At 56.9% G+C, this 20,192-nt stretch carries 18 protein-coding genes and 6 tRNA genes; 21 read left to right on the forward strand and 3 right to left on the reverse strand.

Features of this window, described 5'->3' with window-relative positions; genetic code table 11:
* Positions 1 to 3 precede the first annotated feature (3 nt).
* From ppsA to V6L81_RS09660, 9 genes are all read left to right on the forward strand, one after another.
* Complete coding sequence (ppsA, locus tag V6L81_RS09620) at positions 4 to 2,379, forward strand: phosphoenolpyruvate synthase (protein ID WP_095003117.1); 2,376 nt, start codon at positions 4 to 6, stop codon at positions 2,377 to 2,379.
* Between the two features lie 104 nt (positions 2,380 to 2,483).
* Positions 2,484 to 3,443 carry an alpha/beta fold hydrolase gene (locus V6L81_RS09625; RefSeq protein WP_095003118.1) on the forward strand — a complete coding sequence of 320 codons (960 nt, stop codon included), beginning with the start codon at positions 2,484 to 2,486 and terminating at the stop codon, positions 3,441 to 3,443.
* 298 nt (positions 3,444 to 3,741) lie between these two features.
* Positions 3,742 to 4,233 (forward strand): ribonuclease E activity regulator RraA, encoded by a 492-nt coding sequence (gene rraA, locus V6L81_RS09630; protein ID WP_095019625.1) that lies wholly within the window; start codon positions 3,742 to 3,744, stop codon positions 4,231 to 4,233.
* A 24-nt stretch (positions 4,234 to 4,257) separates the two neighbouring features.
* Positions 4,258 to 5,253: a CorA family divalent cation transporter gene (locus V6L81_RS09635; RefSeq protein ID WP_095021009.1), complete on the forward strand. Its 996-nt coding sequence runs from the start codon at positions 4,258 to 4,260 to the stop codon at positions 5,251 to 5,253.
* 62 nt (positions 5,254 to 5,315) lie between these two features.
* The gene (locus V6L81_RS09640; protein WP_095003121.1) at positions 5,316 to 5,561 is read left to right on the forward strand and encodes a CrfX protein; all 246 of its coding nucleotides are present in this window, start codon (positions 5,316 to 5,318) and stop codon (positions 5,559 to 5,561) included.
* Positions 5,562 to 5,563: 2 nt separating this feature from the next.
* The gene (locus tag V6L81_RS09645; protein ID WP_095003122.1) at positions 5,564 to 6,388 is read left to right on the forward strand and encodes a mechanosensitive ion channel family protein; all 825 of its coding nucleotides are present in this window, start codon (positions 5,564 to 5,566) and stop codon (positions 6,386 to 6,388) included.
* A 91-nt stretch (positions 6,389 to 6,479) separates the two neighbouring features.
* Positions 6,480 to 7,070: an RNA polymerase sigma factor SigX gene (gene sigX, locus V6L81_RS09650; protein ID WP_029611289.1), complete on the forward strand. Its 591-nt coding sequence runs from the start codon at positions 6,480 to 6,482 to the stop codon at positions 7,068 to 7,070.
* A 106-nt stretch (positions 7,071 to 7,176) separates the two neighbouring features.
* Complete coding sequence (locus tag V6L81_RS09655) at positions 7,177 to 8,151, forward strand: OmpA family protein (protein WP_095003123.1); 975 nt, start codon at positions 7,177 to 7,179, stop codon at positions 8,149 to 8,151.
* 121 nt (positions 8,152 to 8,272) lie between these two features.
* On the forward strand, positions 8,273 to 9,295 hold the full coding sequence (locus V6L81_RS09660; protein WP_095003124.1) for a quinone-dependent dihydroorotate dehydrogenase: 1,023 nt from the start codon (positions 8,273 to 8,275) through the stop codon (positions 9,293 to 9,295).
* A gap of 117 nt (positions 9,296 to 9,412) precedes the next feature.
* Here V6L81_RS09660 and rmf read toward each other — a convergent pair whose 3' ends face one another.
* Entirely contained in the window at positions 9,413 to 9,628 is a 216-nt protein-coding gene (gene rmf / locus V6L81_RS09665) for a ribosome modulation factor (RefSeq protein WP_095003125.1), read from the reverse strand.
* Positions 9,629 to 10,168: 540 nt separating this feature from the next.
* Here rmf and rlmKL point away from each other — a divergent pair.
* The gene (gene rlmKL, locus V6L81_RS09670) at positions 10,169 to 12,439 is read left to right on the forward strand and encodes a bifunctional 23S rRNA (guanine(2069)-N(7))-methyltransferase RlmK/23S rRNA (guanine(2445)-N(2))-methyltransferase RlmL (RefSeq protein WP_095019627.1); all 2,271 of its coding nucleotides are present in this window, start codon (positions 10,169 to 10,171) and stop codon (positions 12,437 to 12,439) included.
* A gap of 190 nt (positions 12,440 to 12,629) precedes the next feature.
* On the opposite strand, the gene dacB is transcribed toward rlmKL, so the two are convergent.
* Entirely contained in the window at positions 12,630 to 14,096 is a 1,467-nt protein-coding gene (dacB, locus tag V6L81_RS09675) for a D-alanyl-D-alanine carboxypeptidase/D-alanyl-D-alanine-endopeptidase (RefSeq protein ID WP_095003128.1), read from the reverse strand.
* Positions 14,097 to 14,329: 233 nt separating this feature from the next.
* Between dacB and V6L81_RS09680 the strand changes: the two genes are divergently transcribed.
* A complete protein-coding gene (locus V6L81_RS09680; protein WP_095003129.1) occupies positions 14,330 to 14,674 on the forward strand; it encodes a YggL family protein in 345 nt (114 codons plus the stop codon).
* Positions 14,675 to 14,792: 118 nt separating this feature from the next.
* Here V6L81_RS09680 and V6L81_RS09685 read toward each other — a convergent pair whose 3' ends face one another.
* Positions 14,793 to 15,551 carry a hypothetical protein gene (locus V6L81_RS09685; RefSeq protein WP_095003130.1) on the reverse strand — a complete coding sequence of 253 codons (759 nt, stop codon included), beginning with the start codon at positions 15,549 to 15,551 and terminating at the stop codon, positions 14,793 to 14,795.
* Positions 15,552 to 15,882: 331 nt separating this feature from the next.
* On the opposite strand from V6L81_RS09685, the gene V6L81_RS09690 reads away from it, so the two are divergent.
* From V6L81_RS09690 to V6L81_RS09735, 10 genes are all read left to right on the forward strand, one after another.
* A tRNA-Glu gene (locus V6L81_RS09690) sits at positions 15,883 to 15,958 on the forward strand.
* Between the two features lie 2 nt (positions 15,959 to 15,960).
* Positions 15,961 to 16,036, forward strand: a tRNA-Gly gene (locus V6L81_RS09695).
* Between the two features lie 101 nt (positions 16,037 to 16,137).
* Positions 16,138 to 16,213: transfer RNA gene (locus V6L81_RS09700), tRNA-Glu, on the forward strand.
* Positions 16,214 to 16,218: 5 nt separating this feature from the next.
* Positions 16,219 to 16,294: transfer RNA gene (locus V6L81_RS09705), tRNA-Gly, on the forward strand.
* A gap of 101 nt (positions 16,295 to 16,395) precedes the next feature.
* Positions 16,396 to 16,471, forward strand: a tRNA-Glu gene (locus tag V6L81_RS09710).
* Positions 16,472 to 16,476: 5 nt separating this feature from the next.
* Positions 16,477 to 16,552 (forward strand) — tRNA-Gly (locus V6L81_RS09715).
* A gap of 185 nt (positions 16,553 to 16,737) precedes the next feature.
* Positions 16,738 to 17,679 carry a fatty acid desaturase gene (locus tag V6L81_RS09720; RefSeq protein WP_153379716.1) on the forward strand — a complete coding sequence of 314 codons (942 nt, stop codon included), beginning with the start codon at positions 16,738 to 16,740 and terminating at the stop codon, positions 17,677 to 17,679.
* Between the two features lie 18 nt (positions 17,680 to 17,697).
* Positions 17,698 to 18,489 carry a PhnD/SsuA/transferrin family substrate-binding protein gene (locus V6L81_RS09725; RefSeq protein WP_338660637.1) on the forward strand — a complete coding sequence of 264 codons (792 nt, stop codon included), beginning with the start codon at positions 17,698 to 17,700 and terminating at the stop codon, positions 18,487 to 18,489.
* A gap of 130 nt (positions 18,490 to 18,619) precedes the next feature.
* Entirely contained in the window at positions 18,620 to 19,168 is a 549-nt protein-coding gene (locus V6L81_RS09730; RefSeq protein WP_095003133.1) for a sigma-70 family RNA polymerase sigma factor, read from the forward strand.
* Positions 19,165 to 20,184: an ABC transporter substrate-binding protein gene (locus V6L81_RS09735; RefSeq protein ID WP_095003134.1), complete on the forward strand. Its 1,020-nt coding sequence runs from the start codon at positions 19,165 to 19,167 to the stop codon at positions 20,182 to 20,184. The genes V6L81_RS09730 and V6L81_RS09735 overlap by 4 nt, the downstream gene beginning before the upstream one ends.
* Positions 20,185 to 20,192 lie beyond the last annotated feature (8 nt).

Below are 20,192 nucleotides of genomic sequence, written 5' to 3' on the forward strand. Positions count from 1 at the left end.
ACCTTGGTAGAGTACGTAGTTTCCCTCGATAAGCTCGGCGCCCATGACGTGGAGCATGTGGGGGGCAAGAACGCATCCCTCGGCGAGATGATCAGTAATCTTGCAGGCGCTGGTGTTTCAGTTCCCGGTGGCTTCGCCACGACTTCTCAGGCATATCGTGATTTTCTCGAACTGAGTGGTTTGAACGACCAGATCCACGCTGCGCTGGATGCGCTCGATGTAGATGACGTCAATGCCCTGGCCAAAACCGGTGCCCAGATCCGTCAATGGATCATGGAAGCCGAGTTCCCGGAGAAGCTTAACGCCGAAATTCGTACCGCCTTTGCCGCTTTGTCCCAGGGCAACCCTGACATGGCCGTTGCCGTGCGCTCCTCGGCCACCGCCGAAGACTTGCCGGACGCGTCCTTTGCCGGTCAGCAAGAAACCTTCCTGAATATCCGTGGCGTTGAAAACGTCATTCGTGCGGCCAAGGAAGTATTTGCCTCCCTGTTCAACGACCGCGCTATTTCTTACCGCGTGCACCAGGGCTTTGACCACAAACTGGTCGCCCTGTCTGCAGGCGTACAGCGCATGGTGCGCTCCGAAACCGGCACCGCGGGCGTGATGTTTACCCTGGACACTGAATCAGGCTTCCGTGATGTAGTGTTTATCACCGGCGCCTACGGCCTGGGTGAGACCGTCGTGCAAGGTGCGGTAAACCCGGACGAATTCTACGTTCACAAACAAACCCTGGAAGCGGGTCGCCCGGCTATTTTGCGCCGCAACCTGGGCAGCAAAGCCATCAAGATGATCTACGGCGACGAAGCCAAGGCCGGCAAGTCGGTCAAGGTGATCGACGTTGAAAAGGCCGATCGCGCGCGTTTCTGCCTGACCGATGCTGAAGTCAGCGAACTGGCCAAGCAAGCCATGATCATCGAGAAGCACTATAAGTGCCCGATGGACATCGAGTGGGCCAAAGACGGCGATGACGGCAAGCTGTACATCGTACAGGCGCGCCCGGAAACCGTGAAAAGCCGCAGCGCCGGCAATGTCATGGAGCGCTACCTGCTCAAGGAAACCGGTACGGTACTGGCTGAAGGCCGCGCCATTGGCCAGCGTATCGGTGCAGGCAAGGTCCGCATCATCAAGGACGTGTCGGAAATGGATAAAGTCCAGCCGGGCGACGTACTGGTCTCCGACATGACCGACCCGGACTGGGAACCCGTGATGAAGCGCGCCAGCGCCATCGTCACCAACCGCGGCGGTCGTACCTGTCATGCGGCGATCATCGCTCGCGAGCTGGGTATCCCGGCCGTGGTGGGTTGCGGCAACGCCACCCAGCTGTTGAAAGACGGCCAGGGCGTTACCGTTTCGTGCGCTGAAGGCGATACCGGGTTTATCTTTGAAGGCGAACTGGGCTTCGATATCAAGAAGAACTCCGTGGACGCCATGCCGGACCTGCCGTTCAAGATCATGATGAACGTCGGCAACCCGGACCGTGCCTTTGACTTCGCGCAATTGCCGAACGCCGGTGTGGGCCTGGCCCGTCTGGAGTTCATTATCAACCGCATGATCGGTGTACACCCCAAAGCCCTGCTGAACTACGATGGCCTGCCACAGGAAATCAAGGACAGCGTCGACAAACGCATCGCCGGCTACAACGATCCGGTGGGCTTCTACGTCGAAAAACTGGTTGAAGGCATCAGCACCCTGGCCGCCGCTTTTGCACCGAAAAAAGTCATCGTGCGCCTGTCGGACTTCAAGTCCAACGAATACGCCAACCTGATCGGCGGCAAGCTGTACGAGCCTGAGGAAGAGAACCCGATGCTGGGCTTCCGCGGTGCTTCGCGTTACATCAGTGAAAACTTCCGCGACTGCTTCGAGCTTGAATGCCGTGCGCTCAAGCGTGTGCGTAACGAAATGGGCTTTACCAACGTTGAAATCATGGTGCCGTTCGTCCGTACCCTGGGTGAAGCGAGCCAGGTGATAGATCTGCTGGCGGAAAACGGCCTCAAGCGTGGTGAAAACGGTCTGCGCGTGATCATGATGTGCGAACTGCCTTCCAACGCGATCCTGGCTGAAGAGTTCCTGGAGTTCTTCGACGGTTTCTCCATCGGTTCCAACGACCTGACTCAGCTGACCCTGGGTCTGGACCGCGACTCCGGTGTCATTGCGCACCTGTTTGATGAGCGCAACCCGGCGGTTAAAAAGCTGCTGTCCAACGCCATTCAGGCGTGCAACAAGGCTGGCAAGTACATCGGTATTTGCGGCCAGGGCCCGTCCGATCACCCGGATCTGGCGCTATGGCTGATGGAGCAGGGTATCGAAAGTGTTTCCCTGAACCCGGACACCGTTCTGGAAACCTGGTTCTTCCTTGCAGAGGGTCAGGCGCAGGCTTGAGTCGTTGAGCGTGGAGCAGGGCAGCCAAAGGGCTGCCCTGCTCTTTATAGGCAATGGTAGGGCGAGTTCCTGTGTGAAATCGCCCTTTTTTGTGCAAGAGCATTATGCAAAGCAGCAGTCTCCTTTTTCCCGTTGCCCTGATCAGCGCTGAGCGTCGGGGCGATCTGAGCGAAGACGTTTATCGCTTGAAACCGGCCAACAGCCCGGATATTTCCGTTGAGCTGGTGGTGACCCGCCTGGGGATGGCCGACGACAGCCAGGTACGCGGCGTGCCGGTCATCCTGTTGCATGGCAGTTTTTCCAATCGGCGCTTTTGGTACTCGCCCAAGGGGGCAGGGCTAGGGGCGTTTTTGGCGCGTGCCGGGTTTGATGTGTGGCTGCCCGAAATGCGTGGCCATGGTCTTTCGTCACGAAATATTAGCTGGGCTAAAAATCGCGTGGCGGACTATGCCCGCTACGACTTGCCAGCCATAGCGGCATTTGTTCGCGAGCAAAGCGGGCAAGTTCCGCACTGGCTCGGCCATTCTCAGGGTGCCATCAGTTTGGCCGCGGCCTTGGGGGGCAAGTATCTGAGTGAACCGGATGTGGCGTCGGCGGCGTTTTTTGGCTGCCAGATCAATCGCCGTTACTGGTCACTGAAAATTCCTCCGATTGAGTGGGGTGCCTATCTGTTGTTGAAGCGCTTCAAGCAACTGTCGGGGACGCGACTCAAGCGTGGCCCGGAAGACGAGCCGGTCAGCATCGCCCTGGAAACCCTGCGCTGGAATGGTTTTATGGGGCGTTTCAAGGACGCCGAGCGCGACTGGTGGGCCGGTTTGGCCGAGGTTCAGGCCCCGGCACTGGTGGTGGCAGCGGTGGGTGATCGGCAAACGCCGGAGTGGGCGTGTCGCAAGCTGTTCGACCAGTTGGGCTCAGAACAGCGCAAGTTCGTGTCCCTTGGCCGTGAGCATGGCTTCAGCTCTGATTACAGTCACGTTGAAATGCTGGTCAGCCAGGCTGCGCAGCAGGAAGTGTGGCCATTGGTGCGTGATTGGCTACTAAAAGGCACGACGAAATCGTTGTAGATACTCTGTTGCAGGTCAAGCCCTCTATTGTGGGAGCGAGCCTGCTCGCGAACGATCTTCGCGAGCAGGCTCGCTCCCACAGTTGCAGTGTTTCTGCAGCTGCCTCGTTCATACGGCAGCTGCTGCGGATGGCGTGTGACCCGATATCGCAAGGTGGTCATAACGTGTTCTTTTATGTGATATTGGTTGCCGCTCGAGGCTTGGACGACTTTTAAAGCCGGGCTTGTCCAAAGCGTCTATAACCCATAGTGCTATCGTTGTTTTCACTGTTGTGCCCACCCTGAACAGGAGCTTTCCCGTGAATCACTACATCACCCCCGATCTGTGCGATGCCTACCCTGAGCTGGTGCAGGTACTTGAGCCCATGTTCAGCAATTTCGGCGGGCGCGACTCCTTTGGCGGCGAGATCGTGACCATCAAGTGCTTCGAGGACAACTCCCGGGTCAAGGAACAGGCTGAACTCAGCGGTGAAGGCAAAGTGCTGGTGGTCGATGGGGGCGGTTCCCTGCGTCATGCCTTGCTGGGCGACATGATTGCAGACAGGGCGGCAAAAAATGGCTGGGAAGGTATTGTTATTTACGGCTGCATTCGCGACGTCGATGTGCTCGCGCAAACCGATCTCGGCGTGCAGGCTTTGGCCAGTCATCCGCTCAAGAGCAACCGTCGCGGTGTGGGCGATGTCAACGTGCCCGTGACGTTTGCGGGTGTCACGTTCCGCCCCGGTGAATTCATTTATGCCGACAATAATGGCGTTATCATTTCGCCAACCGCTCTGAAAATGCCGGGCTAAACGCATTACCACTAAGGATCACGGATGTTCGAGGAAGAAAACGCTCAATGGGGGCTGGTGCATGCGCTGGTGCTGGATGGTGAAGGCGGCGCACGTTCGATTGCGCGCACCGAGCTGAACGACCTTCAGTTGCAGGCCCACGAAAGCCTCTGGCTGCATTGGGATCGCAGTCATCCGCAAACCCAGAGCTGGCTGCGTGATTCCAGTGGCTTGAGTGATTTCAACTGTGATCTGCTGCTTGAAGAAAATACCCGTCCGCGCCTGGTGCCTGCCCCCAACAATGAGCTGCTGCTGTTTATGCGCGGGGTCAACCTGAACCCCGGCGCAGAGCCTGAAGACATGGTTTCACTGCGTATTTTCGGCAGTGCGCAGCGCTTGATCTCATTGCGCATGCGACCATTGCGGGCCACCGATGAGTTGCTCAGTGAGTTTTCCCAGGGTGAAGGCCCGAAAAATCCCTCTGAATTGATCCTGTACCTGGCCCAGCACCTGACATTGAAGGTGCAGGACTTGATCGGCGAACTGTCAGAAATCGTCGATGACGAAGAAGATAAAATAGATGCCGACGAACGGTACACACCTGATCACAACAGCCTCTTGCAGGTTCGTCGAAGGGCAGCCGCCTTGCGTCGATTCCTGGCACCTCAGCGGGATATTTTCGGTCAGCTTACGCGTATCAAATTACCCTGGTTCAGTGCCGATGATGCCGACTACTGGAACGAACTGAACAACAGCCTGACCCGCTATCTGGAGGAGCTCGAACTGACCCGCGAGCGCGTGGGGCTGGTGCTCGAGTCTGAAGACCGGCGTTTGAACGTGCGTATGAGCCGCATCATGTATCGCTTTGGCGTGCTGACGGGGATCTTTCTGCCGATCACCTTTATTACCGGTTTGCTGGGCATCAATGTGGGGGGCGTACCGTTCTCCGATGACTCTTATGGCTTTGCCATAACCTGCGGCGTGATGCTGGTTATCGGGGCGGGGCAATGGTGGTTTTACCGTCGTTTGCAGTGGCTGTGACCGGGTGAATGTGACCCCGGCAAATGTCCCTTCGTCATTTACTGACTTACCGAGAGGTGCTTATGCACGATCCGTTTGAACAGTCCTTACGTGAAATGCTCAAGGCCGAGCCGTCCAACCGGGATGACGATGCGTGCCTGGGTCGCGTGCTGAAAACCGCCAACCGACAGGTCGGTGCGGGAGACCTTTTCAGCCTGCTGGGCCGCTGGATGCAAGCACTGATGATTGCTTTGAATAGCGGTTCGGCTCATATTGCGCCCGTTTCGCGACGCAAATCTGCTGCTCGCCCTGTTGATAAGGCTGATTGAACATGGAATTGAATGTCTGGACCCAAAGCCTGGTCGCGGCAATGACTGCCTTGTGGACCAAGATTGCCAACTTTATTCCCAACCTCTTCGGCGCGTTGGTGGTAGTACTGCTCGGCTTCGTGGTTGCCAAACTGCTCGACGCCTTGCTGTCCAAACTGCTTGCCAAGTTGGGCCTTGATCGCCTGATGGGCGGTACGGGCTTGACCAAGATTCTGGCCCGGGTCGGGATTCAGGTGCCCATTTCGACGCTGATTGGCAAAATCGTCTACTGGTTTGTGCTGCTGGTATTCCTGGTTTCTGCAGCGCAGTCTCTGGGCCTGGATCGTGTGTCATCCGCGCTGGATCTGTTGACGGTGTATCTGCCCAAGGTCTTTGGTGCGCTGCTGGTTCTGCTGGCAGGCGTGTTGCTGGCCCAGGTGCTCAACGGCCTGGTGCGTGGCGCTGCCGAGAGCGTGGGCTTCGATTATGCCGGCGGGCTGGGCAGGGTGACCCAGGGGCTGGTCATCATCATCAGCATCTCCGTGGCTATCAGCCAGCTGGAGGTCAAGACCGACCTGCTAAACCATGTGATTGTTATTGTGTTGATTACCGTTGGTCTGGCTATTGCACTGGCAATGGGGCTTGGCAGCCGGGAAATCGCCGGGCAAATACTGGCCGGGATCTATGTGCGTGAGCTGTATCAGGTTGGTCAGGAAGTGCGGATTGGCGAGGTTGAAGGGCAGATCGAAGAAATTGGCACGGTTAAAACCACGTTGCTGACCGATGAGGGTGAGCTAGTCTCCATCTCGAACCGGATCTTGCTGGAGCAGCACGTAACCAGCCGCTAACACGGCAAACCCTGCTAATGTACGCCGCCGCAAAAAAGCCAAGATTGACTGGTTGCGGCGGACATTGACCTGACTGTTGGCACAACTCGTTTTGAATAAAGCACAATCGCTATCCATGCGCTATGACCCCCGCGAGCTCTCTGATGAGGAGCTGGTGGCGCGCTCGCATGATGAGTTGTTTCACGTGACACGTGCCTATGAAGAGCTGATGCGGCGCTATCAGCGTACTTTGTTCAACGTTTGTTCAAGGTATTTAGGGAACGATAGGGACGCTGATGATGTCTGTCAGGAAGTCATGCTGAAAGTGCTGTACGGTTTGAAAAATTTTGAAGGCAAGTCGAAATTCAAGACATGGCTGTATAGCATCACCTACAACGAGTGCATTACACAGTATCGAAAGGAACGGCGAAAGCGTCGCTTGATGGACGCATTAAGTATTGACCCCCTCGAGGAAGCGTCCGAAGAAAAGGCGCCGAAACCTGAGGAAAAGGGCGGACTTGATCGCTGGCTGGTGCATGTAAATCCGATTGATCGTGAGATTCTTGTGCTGCGTTTTGTCGCAGAACTGGAATTTCAGGAAATCGCGGACATAATGCATATGGGTTTGAGTGCGACAAAGATGCGTTACAAGCGTGCTCTAGATAAATTGCGTGAGAAATTTGCAGGCATTGCTGAAACTTAGTTCAGCGCAAATGGCTCTACGTGTAGGCAAGGTCTGATAGACTTGCTGCCGAGTTGTCCCCCGGTATGAGGGACTGCTTTACAATCACCAGATGGGGATTTAACGGATGAAACTGAAAAACACCTTGGGCATTGCCATTGGTTCCTTTGTAGCCGCAACTTCGTTCGGTGCCCTGGCACAAGGCCAAGGCGCGGTCGAGGGTGAACTGTTCTACAAAAAACAGTACAACGACAGCGTCAAGCACGTAGAAGACGGTTACAACCCAGGCGCATCGATCGGTTACTTCCTGACCGACGACGTTTCGTTGAACCTGACCTACGACAAAACCAACCACACCCGTTCGAATGACGGCACTGGCCACCAGAAAATCAAAGGCGACAACTTTGGTCTGAACGCTCAGTACCACTTCGGCACCGTAGGCGACGCTCTGCGTCCATACGTTTCCGGCGGTGTTGCTCACAAGAGCATGACCAACGTTGAAGCTGACGGCCACAGCGGTCGCGACAAGTCGACTTTCCTGACTGCAGGCGCTGGTGTTAAGTGGTACATCACTGACAACCTGTTCGCCCGTGCTGGCGTTGAAGCTGACTACAAACTGGACAACGGCAAGTGGGACTACGCTCCTACCGTTGGTCTGGGTGTGAACTTCGGCGGTAACGGCGGTAAAGTCGCTCCTGCTCCAGTTCCAGCTCCAGCACCAGTTGAGCCAGAGCCAGAAGCTCCGATCGCTGAAGTTGTTCGCGTTGAACTTGACGTGAAATTCGACTTCGACAAGTCGGTTGTTAAATCGCAGTACATGCCTGACATCAACAACGTTGCTGATTTCATGAAGCAGTACCCTGCGACCACCACTACTGTTGCTGGTTACACTGACAGCATCGGTCCAGACGCCTACAACCAGAAACTGTCGCAGCGTCGTGCTGACGCTGTTCGTGCAGCCCTGGTTAACCAAGGTGTTGCAGCCAACCGCGTAGACGCAGTTGGCCACGGCGAAGCCAACCCAGTTGCAAGCAACGCAACTGAAGAAGGCCGTGCCCTGAACCGTCGCGTAGAAGCTACCGTTCAAGCAGAAGCTAAGTAATTTTTAGCTAGGCTGTTCAGAAAAACCCGGCTCAGGCCGGGTTTTTCTTTGCCTGTGATTTAGTGAAGCGCGCAGCTATAATCGCGCTCTCTTCAAGCAACCCTTTGAGTCCTATCAGCCCATGTATAACCTGGCCCGCCAGTTGCTCTTCAAACTCTCCCCTGAAACCTCCCACGACCTGTCCCTGGACTTGATCGGCGCAGGTGGCCGTCTCGGGCTTAACGGTTTGTTGTGCAAGGCGCCGGCAAGGCTGCCAGTGACGGTGATGGGGCTGGACTTCCCTAACCCGGTCGGCCTGGCCGCAGGTCTGGACAAAAATGGTGCGGCCATTGATGGCTTTGCACAACTGGGTTTTGGCTTCGTTGAGATCGGCACCGTGACGCCGCGACCTCAGCCGGGCAATCCCAAACCCCGTATTTTCCGACTGCCTGAAGCGCAAGCGATCATCAACCGCATGGGGTTCAACAACCTTGGCGTCGATCACCTGCTTGCACGGGTTCAGGCAGCCAGGTACAGCGGTATCCTGGGTATCAACATTGGCAAGAACTTCGATACGCCGGTTGAGCGAGCGGTCGATGATTACCTGATTTGCCTGGACAAGGTGTATGAGCACGCCAGCTACGTGACTGTAAACGTCAGCTCGCCTAACACGCCGGGTTTGCGCAGCCTGCAATTCGGTGATTCGCTCAAGCAATTGCTCGAGGCCCTGCAGCTGCGTCAGAACGAGCTGACTCAGCGCCACGGCAAGCGCGTACCGCTGGCGATCAAGATCGCCCCTGACATGACAGACGAAGAAACCGTGCTTGTGGCTCAGGCGCTGCTTGAGACGGGTATGGACGCAGTGATTGCCACCAACACCACGCTGAGTCGTACAGGTGTTGAAGGTATGGAGCATGGCGACGAGGCGGGTGGACTGTCTGGAGCACCGGTTCGTGAGAAAAGTACTCACACGGTGTCAGTACTGGCCGGTGAGCTGGCAGGTCGTATGCCGATCATCGCTGCGGGCGGGATTACCGAGGGCAAACACGCAGCTGAAAAAATCACTGCGGGTGCGAGCCTGGTGCAGATTTATTCGGGCTTTATCTACAAGGGTCCGGCCTTGATTCGCGAGTCGGTTGACGCCATATCGGCCTTGGCGCGCTGATTGGCAGGCAATAAAAAGGGCTCCCCTAAGGAGCCCTTGGGCCGTAGCCCGCCGCCTGGAAAGGGCGGCAAGGTTGAGTCAGTACAGCTTCGAGGTGATGTCGGATTTTGCCCGGAGTTAGCCGACGGCGTGAAGTTCGTTGAGTCTGTGGATGCCCGCAGTGCCTGTCATACCGTCCCAGTTGTCGCCGCGTCCTTCACGCCAGCCGTTAATCCAGGCTTGGCGTACCGACGGTAGAGTAAAAGGGCAAAGCTCGCGGGATTTTCCGTTAACACCGTATTGATATCCGCGAAGGAACGCTTTTTCCAACGGATCACGCTTAAGTCTTCTCATAGGGTATTGCCCTCACTTGTTGACTGTTTATTTAGCGTCGGCCTTCCAGAGGCCGGGGCAGAGTGTTCTGCCGTTGGTGTGCTCGCTGCCGGCGTGGCGAGCATTTTGTCAGGGCCTGTGCGGCCGTAACCTGAGTTGAGTTCTAACCAATGCGCCAAGGCGTGTGAATGATCGTTTTGTCATAAGGACGTAACGATAATGGTGTTAAGGCCATAAGTAAGGTCGCTTTTTGACCACCGAATACGACCAAAGCCTGATAGGCCGAGTGTTTGCAAAGAGGATGCGTTTCATTCCCCCTCGCGAATACCCGCCTCTTTTGCTGGGGGACTATTCGACGAAGGGTCTGTATATGACCTGTTGTTTCCAGATGAATGACCTGCCTCGGCGTCTAAACTGTTCATGCCTGCGGGCATGAGTGATCGCCTCGGTGGAACGGCACAGTTTCGTGCCACGCGAGCGCTCTTCAAGAAAAGCGCTTGATTGAAAACGGAGCGGGCGATGCGTCGCCTTCTCGCTGATAGCTAATAGCCCAGGAATCCCATGTCGGATCGTTACGAACTCTTCCTTACCTGTCCCAAAGGCCTTGAAGGCCTGCTTCTCGAAGAGGCCACCGGCCTTGGTCTTGAGGAAGCCCGCGAGCACACCTCGGCCATTCGAGGCATGGCTACCATGGAGACGGCCTACCGCCTGTGCCTGTGGTCGCGCCTTGCCAACCGTGTGTTGCTGGTACTCAAGCGCTTCCCGATGAAGGACGCCGAAGACCTGTACCACGGTGTGCTGGACGTTGACTGGCAAGACCATATGGTGCCGGATGGCACCCTGGCCGTTGAGTTCAGCGGTCACGGCTCGGGTATCGACAACACCCACTTTGGTGCGTTGAAGGTAAAAGACGCCATCGTCGACAAGCTGCGCACGCCAAGCGGTGAGCGTCCTTCCATCGACAAGATCAGCCCCGACATGCGCATTCACCTGCGCCTGGACCGTGGCGAAGCCATTCTGTCGCTGGATCTGTCAGGCAGCAGCCTGCACCAGCGCGGCTACCGCCTGCAGCAGGGTGCTGCTCCGCTGAAGGAAAACCTCGCGGCGGCCATCCTGATCCGTGCGGGCTGGCCACGTATGGCCGCCGAAGGTGCTGCTCTGGCTGACCCGATGTGTGGTGTAGGTACGTTCCTTGTCGAAGGCGCGATGATCGCCGCCGATATGGCGCCAAACCTCAATCGTATTCACTGGGGTTTCGATGCCTGGCTGGGTCATATACCGGCCATCTGGAAAAAACTTCACGACGAAGCCACCGAGCGTGCCGAAATCGGCATGGCCAAGCCACCGCTGTGGATTCGTGGCTATGAAGCCGATCCGCGCCTGATCCAGCCAGCGCGCAATAACATCGAGCGCGCGGGCCTGAGCCACTGGATCAAGATCTACCAGGGCGAAGTGGCGACCTTCGAGCCGCGCCCGGACCAGAACCAGAAAGGCCTGGTAATCTGCAACCCGCCGTACGGCGAGCGTCTGGGTGATGAGGCGAGCTTGCTTTATCTCTACCAGAACCTCGGCGAGCGTCTGCGCCAGGCCTGCTTGAACTGGGAGGCCGCGGTGTTTACCGGTGCTCCGGATCTGGGCAAGCGTATGGGCATCCGTAGCCACAAGCAGTATTCGTTCTGGAACGGCGCCTTGCCGTGCAAGCTGTTGTTGATCAAGGTGGTGCCGGATCAGTTCGTTACCGGCGAGCGCCGTACCCCCGAGCAGCGTCAGGCTGAGCGCGAACAGGCTGAGTCCGATCTGCCTTCCAACATCGAAGCGCCAACCAAGTACGAGAAGTTCAACAAGAACGGTAACCCGATCAAACCGGCTCCGGTGGTGATCGAGCAGCCGCGCTTGAGCGAAGGCGGGCAGATGTTTGCCAACCGACTGCAAAAGAACCTCAAGGCGCTGGGCAAGTGGGTCAAGCGCGAAGGTATCGACTGCTACCGTGTCTACGATGCCGACATGCCTGAATATGCCATGGCGATCGATCTGTACCACGACTGGGTTCACGTCCAGGAATACGTGGCACCGAAATCCATTGATCCGGTAAAAGCCTCGGAACGCATGTTCGATGCATTGGCGGCCATCCCGCAGGCGTTGAACATCGACAAGAGCCGGGTAATCGTCAAGCGTCGCGAGCGCCAGAGCGGTACCAAGCAGTACGAGCGTCAAAGTGCCCAGGGCAAGTTCACCGAGGTCAGCGAAGGCGGTGTGAAGCTGCTGGTCAACCTTACGGACTACCTGGATACCGGTCTGTTCCTGGACCATCGCCCGATGCGCATGCGTATCCAGAAAGAGGCTGCCGGCAAACGCTTCCTCAACCTGTATTGCTACACCGCAACTGCCAGCGTACACGCAGCCAAGGGCGGCGCGCGCAGCACCACCAGCGTTGACCTGTCGAAAACCTATCTGGACTGGGCGCGTCGCAACCTGTCCCTGAACGGTTTTTCGGACAAGAACCGTCTGGAGCAGAGCGATGTGATGGTGTGGCTGGATGCCTGTCGTGAAGAGTACGACCTGATCTTTATCGATCCGCCGACCTTCTCCAACTCCAAGCGCATGGAAGGCATCTTCGATGTGCAGCGCGACCACGTGCAATTGCTGGATCTGGCCATGGCCCGTCTGGCGCCGGGTGGCGTGCTGTATTTCTCCAACAACTTCCGCAAATTCATCCTCGATGAAAATCTGGAAGCGCGTTACGCGGTCGAAGAAATCACTGCCAGCACCATCGATCCGGACTTTGCCCGCAACAGCAAAATCCACCGTGCCTGGAAAATCATGGCCCGGTAATAGCGGCTGAGTACTGGCCTGCCTGCTTCTTGCAGGGGTGGGCCTGTAGTGGGAGCGAGCCTGCTCGCGATGGCATCACCGCAGTTTTGCGCCTGAGCGGGTCGCCTGCTTCGCGAGCAGGCTCGCTCCCACAATGAAAAACGCCCCTGATCGCACGATCAGGGGCGTTTTTTATTGCCCGGGCAACGCCTTACTGCGCGATGGATACCGCGCTATTCGGGATTTGCGGCTGACGATACAGGTCGAGCAGAACCTGATCCAGAATCGCCGAAGCGCCCCACGGACGAGGGTCGTTAAGGATGGCCACCACTGCCCAGGTATTGCCGTTGCTGTCGCGACTAAAGCCGGAAATGGCCCGCACGGTGTTCAGGGTGCCGGTCTTGATATGGGCCTGGCCGTTCATGGCCGTGGTTTTCAGGCGCTTGCGCATGGTGCCGTCTTTGCCGGCAATGGGCATGGAACTGATGAACTCGGCAGCGTAGGGGCTTTTCCAGGCAGCCTGTAGCATTTGCGCCATTTCCCGCGCGCTGACGCGCTCTGCACGGGACAGGCCGGAACCGTTCTCCATGATCAAATGGGGTGCGGTAATGCCTTTTTTCGCCAGCCATTGGCGTACTACGCGCTGTGCGGCCTTGGCGTCGTCACCGTCAGCATCGTTGCGGAACTGCGCGCCCAGGCTCAGGAACAGTTGCTGGGCCATGGTGTTGTTGCTGTATTTGTTGATGTCACGAATGATTTCGGCCAGGTCGGGCGAGAACGCGCGTGCCAGCAGCTTGGCATTTTTGGGTACGCTGGCCTGGCGGTCCTGGCCTTGAATGCTGCCACCCAGCTCTTTCCAGATAGCGCGTACGGCGCCAGCAGTGTAGGTCGCGTGGTCCAGTAGGGACAGATAGGTCTGCGAGTTGCAGCCATCGGCCAGTTGCCCGCTGACGGTTACCAGTACCGAGCCGTCGGCTTGCGGTACCGGGTTGTAGCGCACGTCGCCGGTGCATTGTTTGGTGTTGACGGCCTTGACCTGGTTGTCGATCTTAATGCTGGCAATTGGTGGTTCGACCGAAATCAGAACCTTGCCCCCATCGTTGCGCGCCACGAAACGCAGGGCCTTGAGGTTGACCATCAGCGAGTCGGGCTTGACCAGGAACGGTTTGTTCTTGTCATTGCCGTCGTCGTTGAATACCGGCAGTTGCGGCTGATTGAAGAAGTTGCGATCGAGTACCAGGTCGCCGGTGATCTGTTGCACACCATTGGCGCGCAGATCGCGCATCAACAGCCAGAGTTTTTCCATGTTGAGCTTGGGGTCGCCGCCGCCCTTGAGGTACAGGTTGCCTTGCAAAATGCCATTGTTCAGCGTGCCATCAGTGTAGAACTCGGTTTTCCATTGATGGGTCGGGCCAAGCATTTCCAGGGCGGCGTAGGTGGTCACCAGTTTCATGGTGGAGGCCGGGTTCATGGATACATCGGCGTTGTAGACAGTGGGAATGCCAGGGCCGCTTAGCGGCAGCAGAACCAGGGACAGGGCGTCGTCGCCCAGTTTGTTGGTCTTGAGCGCTTGCTGAACTTTTGGTGTGAGGGTGGTATTGACGGGGGCGGCGTTGGCGCCGAAGGCCAGTGGCAGAAAAAAGCTGGCGAGAAACAGTGGCCGTAAAGATTTGATCATATTAAGTAAAACCCTGCAGGCGAGGGGGGGAAATACGAGGGCATGATGAAAAGTTCCCTCAATGGTCATAAAAGTATTGGCATTATGCCCCAAGGTTGTCGGGGTTGTGCATCCACCTGTTACAGGGTTTCGCGGATAAAGTATAGAAAACGATGAACCGTTCACACGGAACCGGGCGCCGGGCGGCCGAAGCTGCTAAAGTGCCGCCCGTTATTACTTAAGAGGATTGTTCAATGGCTACTAATCGTTCCCAGCGTCTGCGCAAAAAACTGTGCGTTGATGAATTTCAGGAGTTGGGTTTTGAGCTGAACCTGGATTTCAAAGAAGACCTGTCGGAAGAGGCTATCGATGCATTCCTGGCAGCTTTCCTGGCAGAAGCCATGGAAGCTAACGGCTTGGGTTATGTTGGCGGCGACGACTACGGTCTGGTTTGCCTGCAGAAGCGCGGTTCGGTCAGCGAAGAGCAGCGTGCTGCTGTTGAAGCCTGGCTCAAAGCGCGTCCAGAGCTGACCACCGTTGAAGTTAGCCCGCTGTTGGACGTGTGGTACCCGGAAAAGCCAATCAATCCGGTAGCCTGACGTCAAATATAAAGGCAGCCCAAGGGCTGCCTTTATATGTTTTACCCCTCTGGCCCGTCCTGGGCTTTACATCGCATTCCCTGGTTCCTCCGACAGCTGCACAGGTGGCATGTGTCTGTCAGTCGTAAATCGACTTCTTCTTCCAGTCGGCATCGGCCTCGTCTGTCTTCAAACCTTCAGTCAGCTCGTTGACTTCACCCGTGGTCGGCTCAAGTGCGCTCTGCACTTGTGCGTTGGCGCGTGCCAGTTGTGCTTCGAAATCCTTGATCTGGGCGTTGTACATGGCGGGTACCGGCTGTTTGCGCAAGTACTGCACGGCACGTTCGAAAGCCAGGCGCGCCTGTGCGGGCTGATTTTTCTGCAGGGCCAGCTTGCCCAGATTGTTGAAGAACTCGATATGCAACACCACCAGCAAGTGGCGAATTTCCGTGAGCCACTGCTTGGCTTCGTTGGTCGGCAAAAAACCGTCCTTGGCCGCACGGGTGATTTGCCCGTGGAGTGTTTCAAGCAAAAAACGTACGTCCTTGGCTTTGGCTTCGGTCAGCACCGGGTTGGGCGGGTTGTTGACAGGAATTGACTCGCCCTTGGCAATCAGGCCGCCGAGCTCGGTCACTTGTGCCTTTAATGCCGCGCTGGATTTATCCAGGAGCAATAGGCGCTGTGTCGCATTGAGCTCAAGGCGGGTAAGCAGCAGTTTGAGGGCGGGAGACATCAACTGGCCGGGGAAGGTCTCGTTGACCTCGCTGCAACGACGGATGCGGTCGTTAAGCTCGACCTTGAGGCGGGCTTTCTCCAGTTTGTTGTTTTCCACTATATGGTTGATGTAGACGATGGCAATCAACAGTGCGATCCCGACGACGACAAGCAGGGCGATCATGGTGGGCGTCAACGTTAAAACCTCTTGTGGGTGTAGATGCGCTGTCTCGGTGAAGTCGCAGTGCCTGGCTAGGACGGGGGTGAGGATCGACTGGGCAGCAAACTGCCATCACTGAGGTTCGGCAATCATAACTCCTTGTAGGGTGCCGGAATATAGGCGCCAAGAGCTTGCCTCGAGACTCTGTAGGAAAACGCCTTAATAGGGGGGAAGTCATTGATTTCAATATATTTTCATATTGGGGTTGACGACCTTCCAATCCATCCCTAGAATGCGCGCCAATTGCAGCGTAAAGCGAACAGCCAAACGCATGTAACCAGTGAAGTTGTAGTGTGTCCCCTTCGTCTAGTGGCCTAGGACACCGCCCTTTCACGGCGGTAACAGGGGTTCGAGTCCCCTAGGGGACGCCATTGCGGGAATAGCTCAGTTGGTAGAGCACGACCTTGCCAAGGTCGGGGTCGCGAGTTCGAGTCTCGTTTCCCGCTCCATTTTTAAGCAACTTTGCTTTCGGGCGAAGTTGAGTGAAAGCCAAGAGACTAACGTTTGTTAGTGATCTGGCACTGAAATGTACGTGTGCATTTCGGGCAACGTCCCCTTCGTCTAGTGGCCTAGGACACCGCCCTTTCACGGCGGTAACAGGGGTTCGAGTCCCCTAGGGGACGCCATTATTGCGGGAATAGCTCAGTTGGTAGAGCACGACCTTGCCAAGGTCGGGGTCGCGAGTTCGAGTCTCGTTTCCCGCTCCATTTTTAAGCAACTTTGCTTTCGGGCGAAGTTGAGTGAAAGCCAAGAGACTAACGTTTGTTAGTGATCTGGCACTGAAATGTACGTGTACATTTCGGGCAACGTCCCCTTCGTCTAGTGGCCTAGGACACCGCCCTTTCACGGCGGTAACAGGGGTTCGAGTCCCCTAGGGGACGCCATTATTGCGGGAATAGCTCAGTTGGTAGAGCACGACCTTGCCAAGGTCGGGGTCGCGAGTTCGAGTCTCGTTTCCCGCTCCAAATTTTGTTTTTTGGAGCAACGCAGTTTCAAAAAACACACAGAAAGCAGCCTTCGGGCTGCTTTTTGCGTTTCCGGGTTTTGCTTTTCGACCCGTACGCAAACACCTCTAAGCTCATAACCAATCGATCTGCAAGAAAACTGCGACTGGCGCAACAAGGATTCAAACCTGTTTTGAGTTCATCAGATGTCGCATTATTTCGATAGCGCCCAACAACGGGACATCCAGGCCTTGTCCCGTACCTTCACCGGTCGAACCCAGTGGCCTACCTGGTTATTGCTGCTTGCCGTTCCCACCGCCTGGTTTGCGTTGCTGCTGGGCAGCCCGGTGCTTGGCGCTGGCTGGACGATTGTGCTGCTGATCCCGGTGGTGGTGCTGTGGATGTCGGTGCAGCACGAACTGCTGCACGGCCACCCCACAGGTTCCAGTAACCTTAACAAGGTGCTGGGCTACGCACCTTTTGCGCTGTGGTACCCCTATACCCTCTATCGGGACAGCCATTTGCAGCATCACCGCGATCATGACCTGACCTTGCCCGGCATTGACCCCGAAAGCCGCTATTTAAGCCAGGCTCACTGGCAGGGCAGTTCCAGTCTGCTGCGTGGTTTGCTCTGGCTGAACAAAACGGTGCCCGGACGCCTGCTGCTGGGCCCGCCCCTGGCATTGTTCGGCATGGCCAGGGAGGAGTTGCATCGCCTGCGCAGCGGCGCGCGGAAAGCCTGGTGCATGTGGCTGACCCACGGTTTTTTCACGATGCTGATGTTTGCCTTTATCGCGTACTGCAGCGAACTGGCTGTTTGGCAGTATGTATTTCTGGTTACCGTGCCGGTTTTGTCAGTGGGCATGGTTCGTTCCTTTTATGAGCACCGTCCCGCAGCCCGGCCGGAACAGCGAACGGTACTCAATGAAGCCGGTTGGCCCTGGACCTGGCTGTTCCTGAACCTCAACTTGCATCTGGTGCACCATGATTTACCGGGTTTGCCGTGGTTTTACATGCCCAGGGTCTACCGTGCGCGACGAGAGCAGTGGCAGCAGCGCAGCGGCGGTTTTCTGGTGCAAGGCTACGGTGAACTGATTCGCCGTCACGCGGTGCAGGCGATTGATAGCCCGCAGCATCCGTTCAGTTAATTTCACAAGGTGCCTTCCATGTCTGGCCGTTATGCCGAATTGGCAATGTATGTAGCCCCCCAGCAGGTCAGCGAAGCCAATGAACGCTGGTTGACCCGTGTTCTCGAGCTTTTGCAGCATACCCGTGGCGATGCCCGGGGCCTTGGCCTGCTGGAGTTGTTCAGGGCCCCCGAGTTGTTGCTGAGCCAGACCTGCGGTTATCCGCTGTTGACCCAGTTGCGCGGTCAGGTGCAATTGGTCGGTCGCCCGCATTACGAATGGCCCGACAGCAATGGGGGGGAGCATTGCAGTGTGATTGTCAGCCGTGATGCAGATCCGCGCCGCGATCTGGGCGCTTTCGAGGGCAGCCGCGGGGTGATCAATGATCAGCACTCCAACAGCGGCATGAATCTATTGCGCCATCGCCTTGCGCCCCTGCAGCGCGGTGGGCGCTTTTTTGCCTCCGTGGCCGTCAGCGGCGCGCACCGGCAAAGCCTGCGCTGGGTGCGCGAAGGTTGGGCCGACCTTGCCGCCATCGACAGCGTGACCTATGCCTACCTGGCCCGCTATACGCCGGCAGAAGTTGCCGGGCTGCGGATTGTGGCGCGTACGGCCTCCAGCCCGACCTTGCCTTACATCACTGCGCTCAGTGCCGGACGTGACGGCGCAGGGCAGATTCGCCAGGCAATGAATACGGCCTTGGAGCAATTACCCGAAGTAGCTCTAACCTTGGGGCTGCGGGAAGTTTTACCAGCCAGTGAAGCGGATTTTCAGATGGTTCTCGATTATCGGCAGGAAGCGGCTGAGTTCGGGTATGACGTGTTGCAGTAGTGGAGCCATACTTAATAGCTGAAACGAATAAACAAATGTTTTTTTAGTATTTAAATTGCATAAAACCATTTGCTAGGATCGCCGCACCGGATCACCGGACATACCGTTCTGTTTAATTCCTGGAGCCCCTATGTCCGGCGCCGACATCGCTCACCGCGACCATGTGAGCCAGCTTTATCGCACCCACTATTTGTGGCTGCATGCACGTTTGTGCCGTTACCTCGATTCCAGCAGCTACGCTGAAGACATCGCGGCCGACACGTTTGCCCAGCTTTTAAGCGCACCTCAGGGGCAGGTCATCCGCGAGCCGCGTGCGTTGTTGACGACTATCGCCCGGCGTCTGATCTTTCAACTGTGGCGTCGCCGGGATGTGGAACGGGCCTATCTGATGAGCGTGCAACAGCAAGAACCCCTTCATTTCCCCTCGCCAGAGACCCTGGCCCAGGCAATTCAAGCCTTGCAGATGATTGATGCCCGGCTCGATGGTTTGCCCGACAAGGTAAGGGAAACCTTCGTTCTATCACGGGTCAATGGCCTGACGTATCCCGAAATCGCACAACAGCTGGGCATATCCCGGCGCAGCGTGAGTGACTACATGGTTCGCGCCCTCAAGCGTTGCGCCATGCACGCCACCGCGCAACCCACCTACCGCCCCTCCATAACAAGAGAATCCGCATGAATAACTTGAAAAAATGGCTCGGTGGTCCGCTGCTGGCCTGTGCATTGATCACCCAACCGGTGCTGGCCGAGCAGAAGGCACCGGTTCACTTTGGTGATATCACCTGGGAAAGCGGCAGCCTGATTACCGAAGTGCTGCGCCTGATTACAGAGAAAGGCTACGACGTGGCGACGGACACATTGCCCGGCAGCACAGTCAGTCTGGAAGCAGCACTGGCCAAAAACGATATTCAAGTGATTGGTGAAGAGTGGGCAGGGCGCAGCCCGGTGTGGATCAAGGCCGAAGCCGAGGGCAAGGTGCTGGGGCTGGGCGATATCGTCAAGAACGCCAGCGAGGGCTGGTGGGTGCCGGAGTATGTGATCAAGGGCGACCCTGAAAAAGGCATCAAGGCACTGGCCCCGGACTTGAAGTCGGTCAACGATCTGGCACGCTACAAAGATGTTTTCCGCGATCAGGAAGACCCTTCTCGCGGTCGCTTTCTAAATAGCCCTACCGGCTGGACCTCTGAAATCGTCAACAGCCAAAAGCTCAAGGCCTACGGGCTGGACAAGGACTTCGTGAACTTTCGTACAGGCTCCGGCGCGGCGCTGGATGCCGAGGTCAGCTCATCGATCAAGCGTGGCAAACCGGTGTTGTTTTACTACTGGTCTCCAACCCCGCTGATTGGCCGCTACAAACTGATAAAACTCGAAGAGCCTGCCTTCGATGCCGAAGCCTGGAAAACCCTGGCCGACGCCAACAATCCCAACCCCAAGGGCACCCGCTCCTTGCCGGCGAAACTGGCGATCGGCGTGTCGACCCCGTTCAGCAAGCAATACCCGCAACTGGTCGAGTTCTACCAGAAGGTCGATTTCCCGATCGATCTGCTGAACACAACCCTGGCGCAAATGAGCGAAAAACGCACCGAACCGCGTAAGGCGGCGCAGGCCTTTTTGCGCGAGCAACCGCAGATCTGGCATGCCTGGGTTACTCCTGAAGCGGCGGCCAAGGTCGATGCGGCGCTTAAAGCGAATTAATTCCTTGA

Origin of the sequence: Pseudomonas bubulae (assembly GCF_037023725.1) — a bacterium.
Lineage (GTDB): Bacteria > Pseudomonadota > Gammaproteobacteria > Pseudomonadales > Pseudomonadaceae > Aquipseudomonas > Aquipseudomonas bubulae.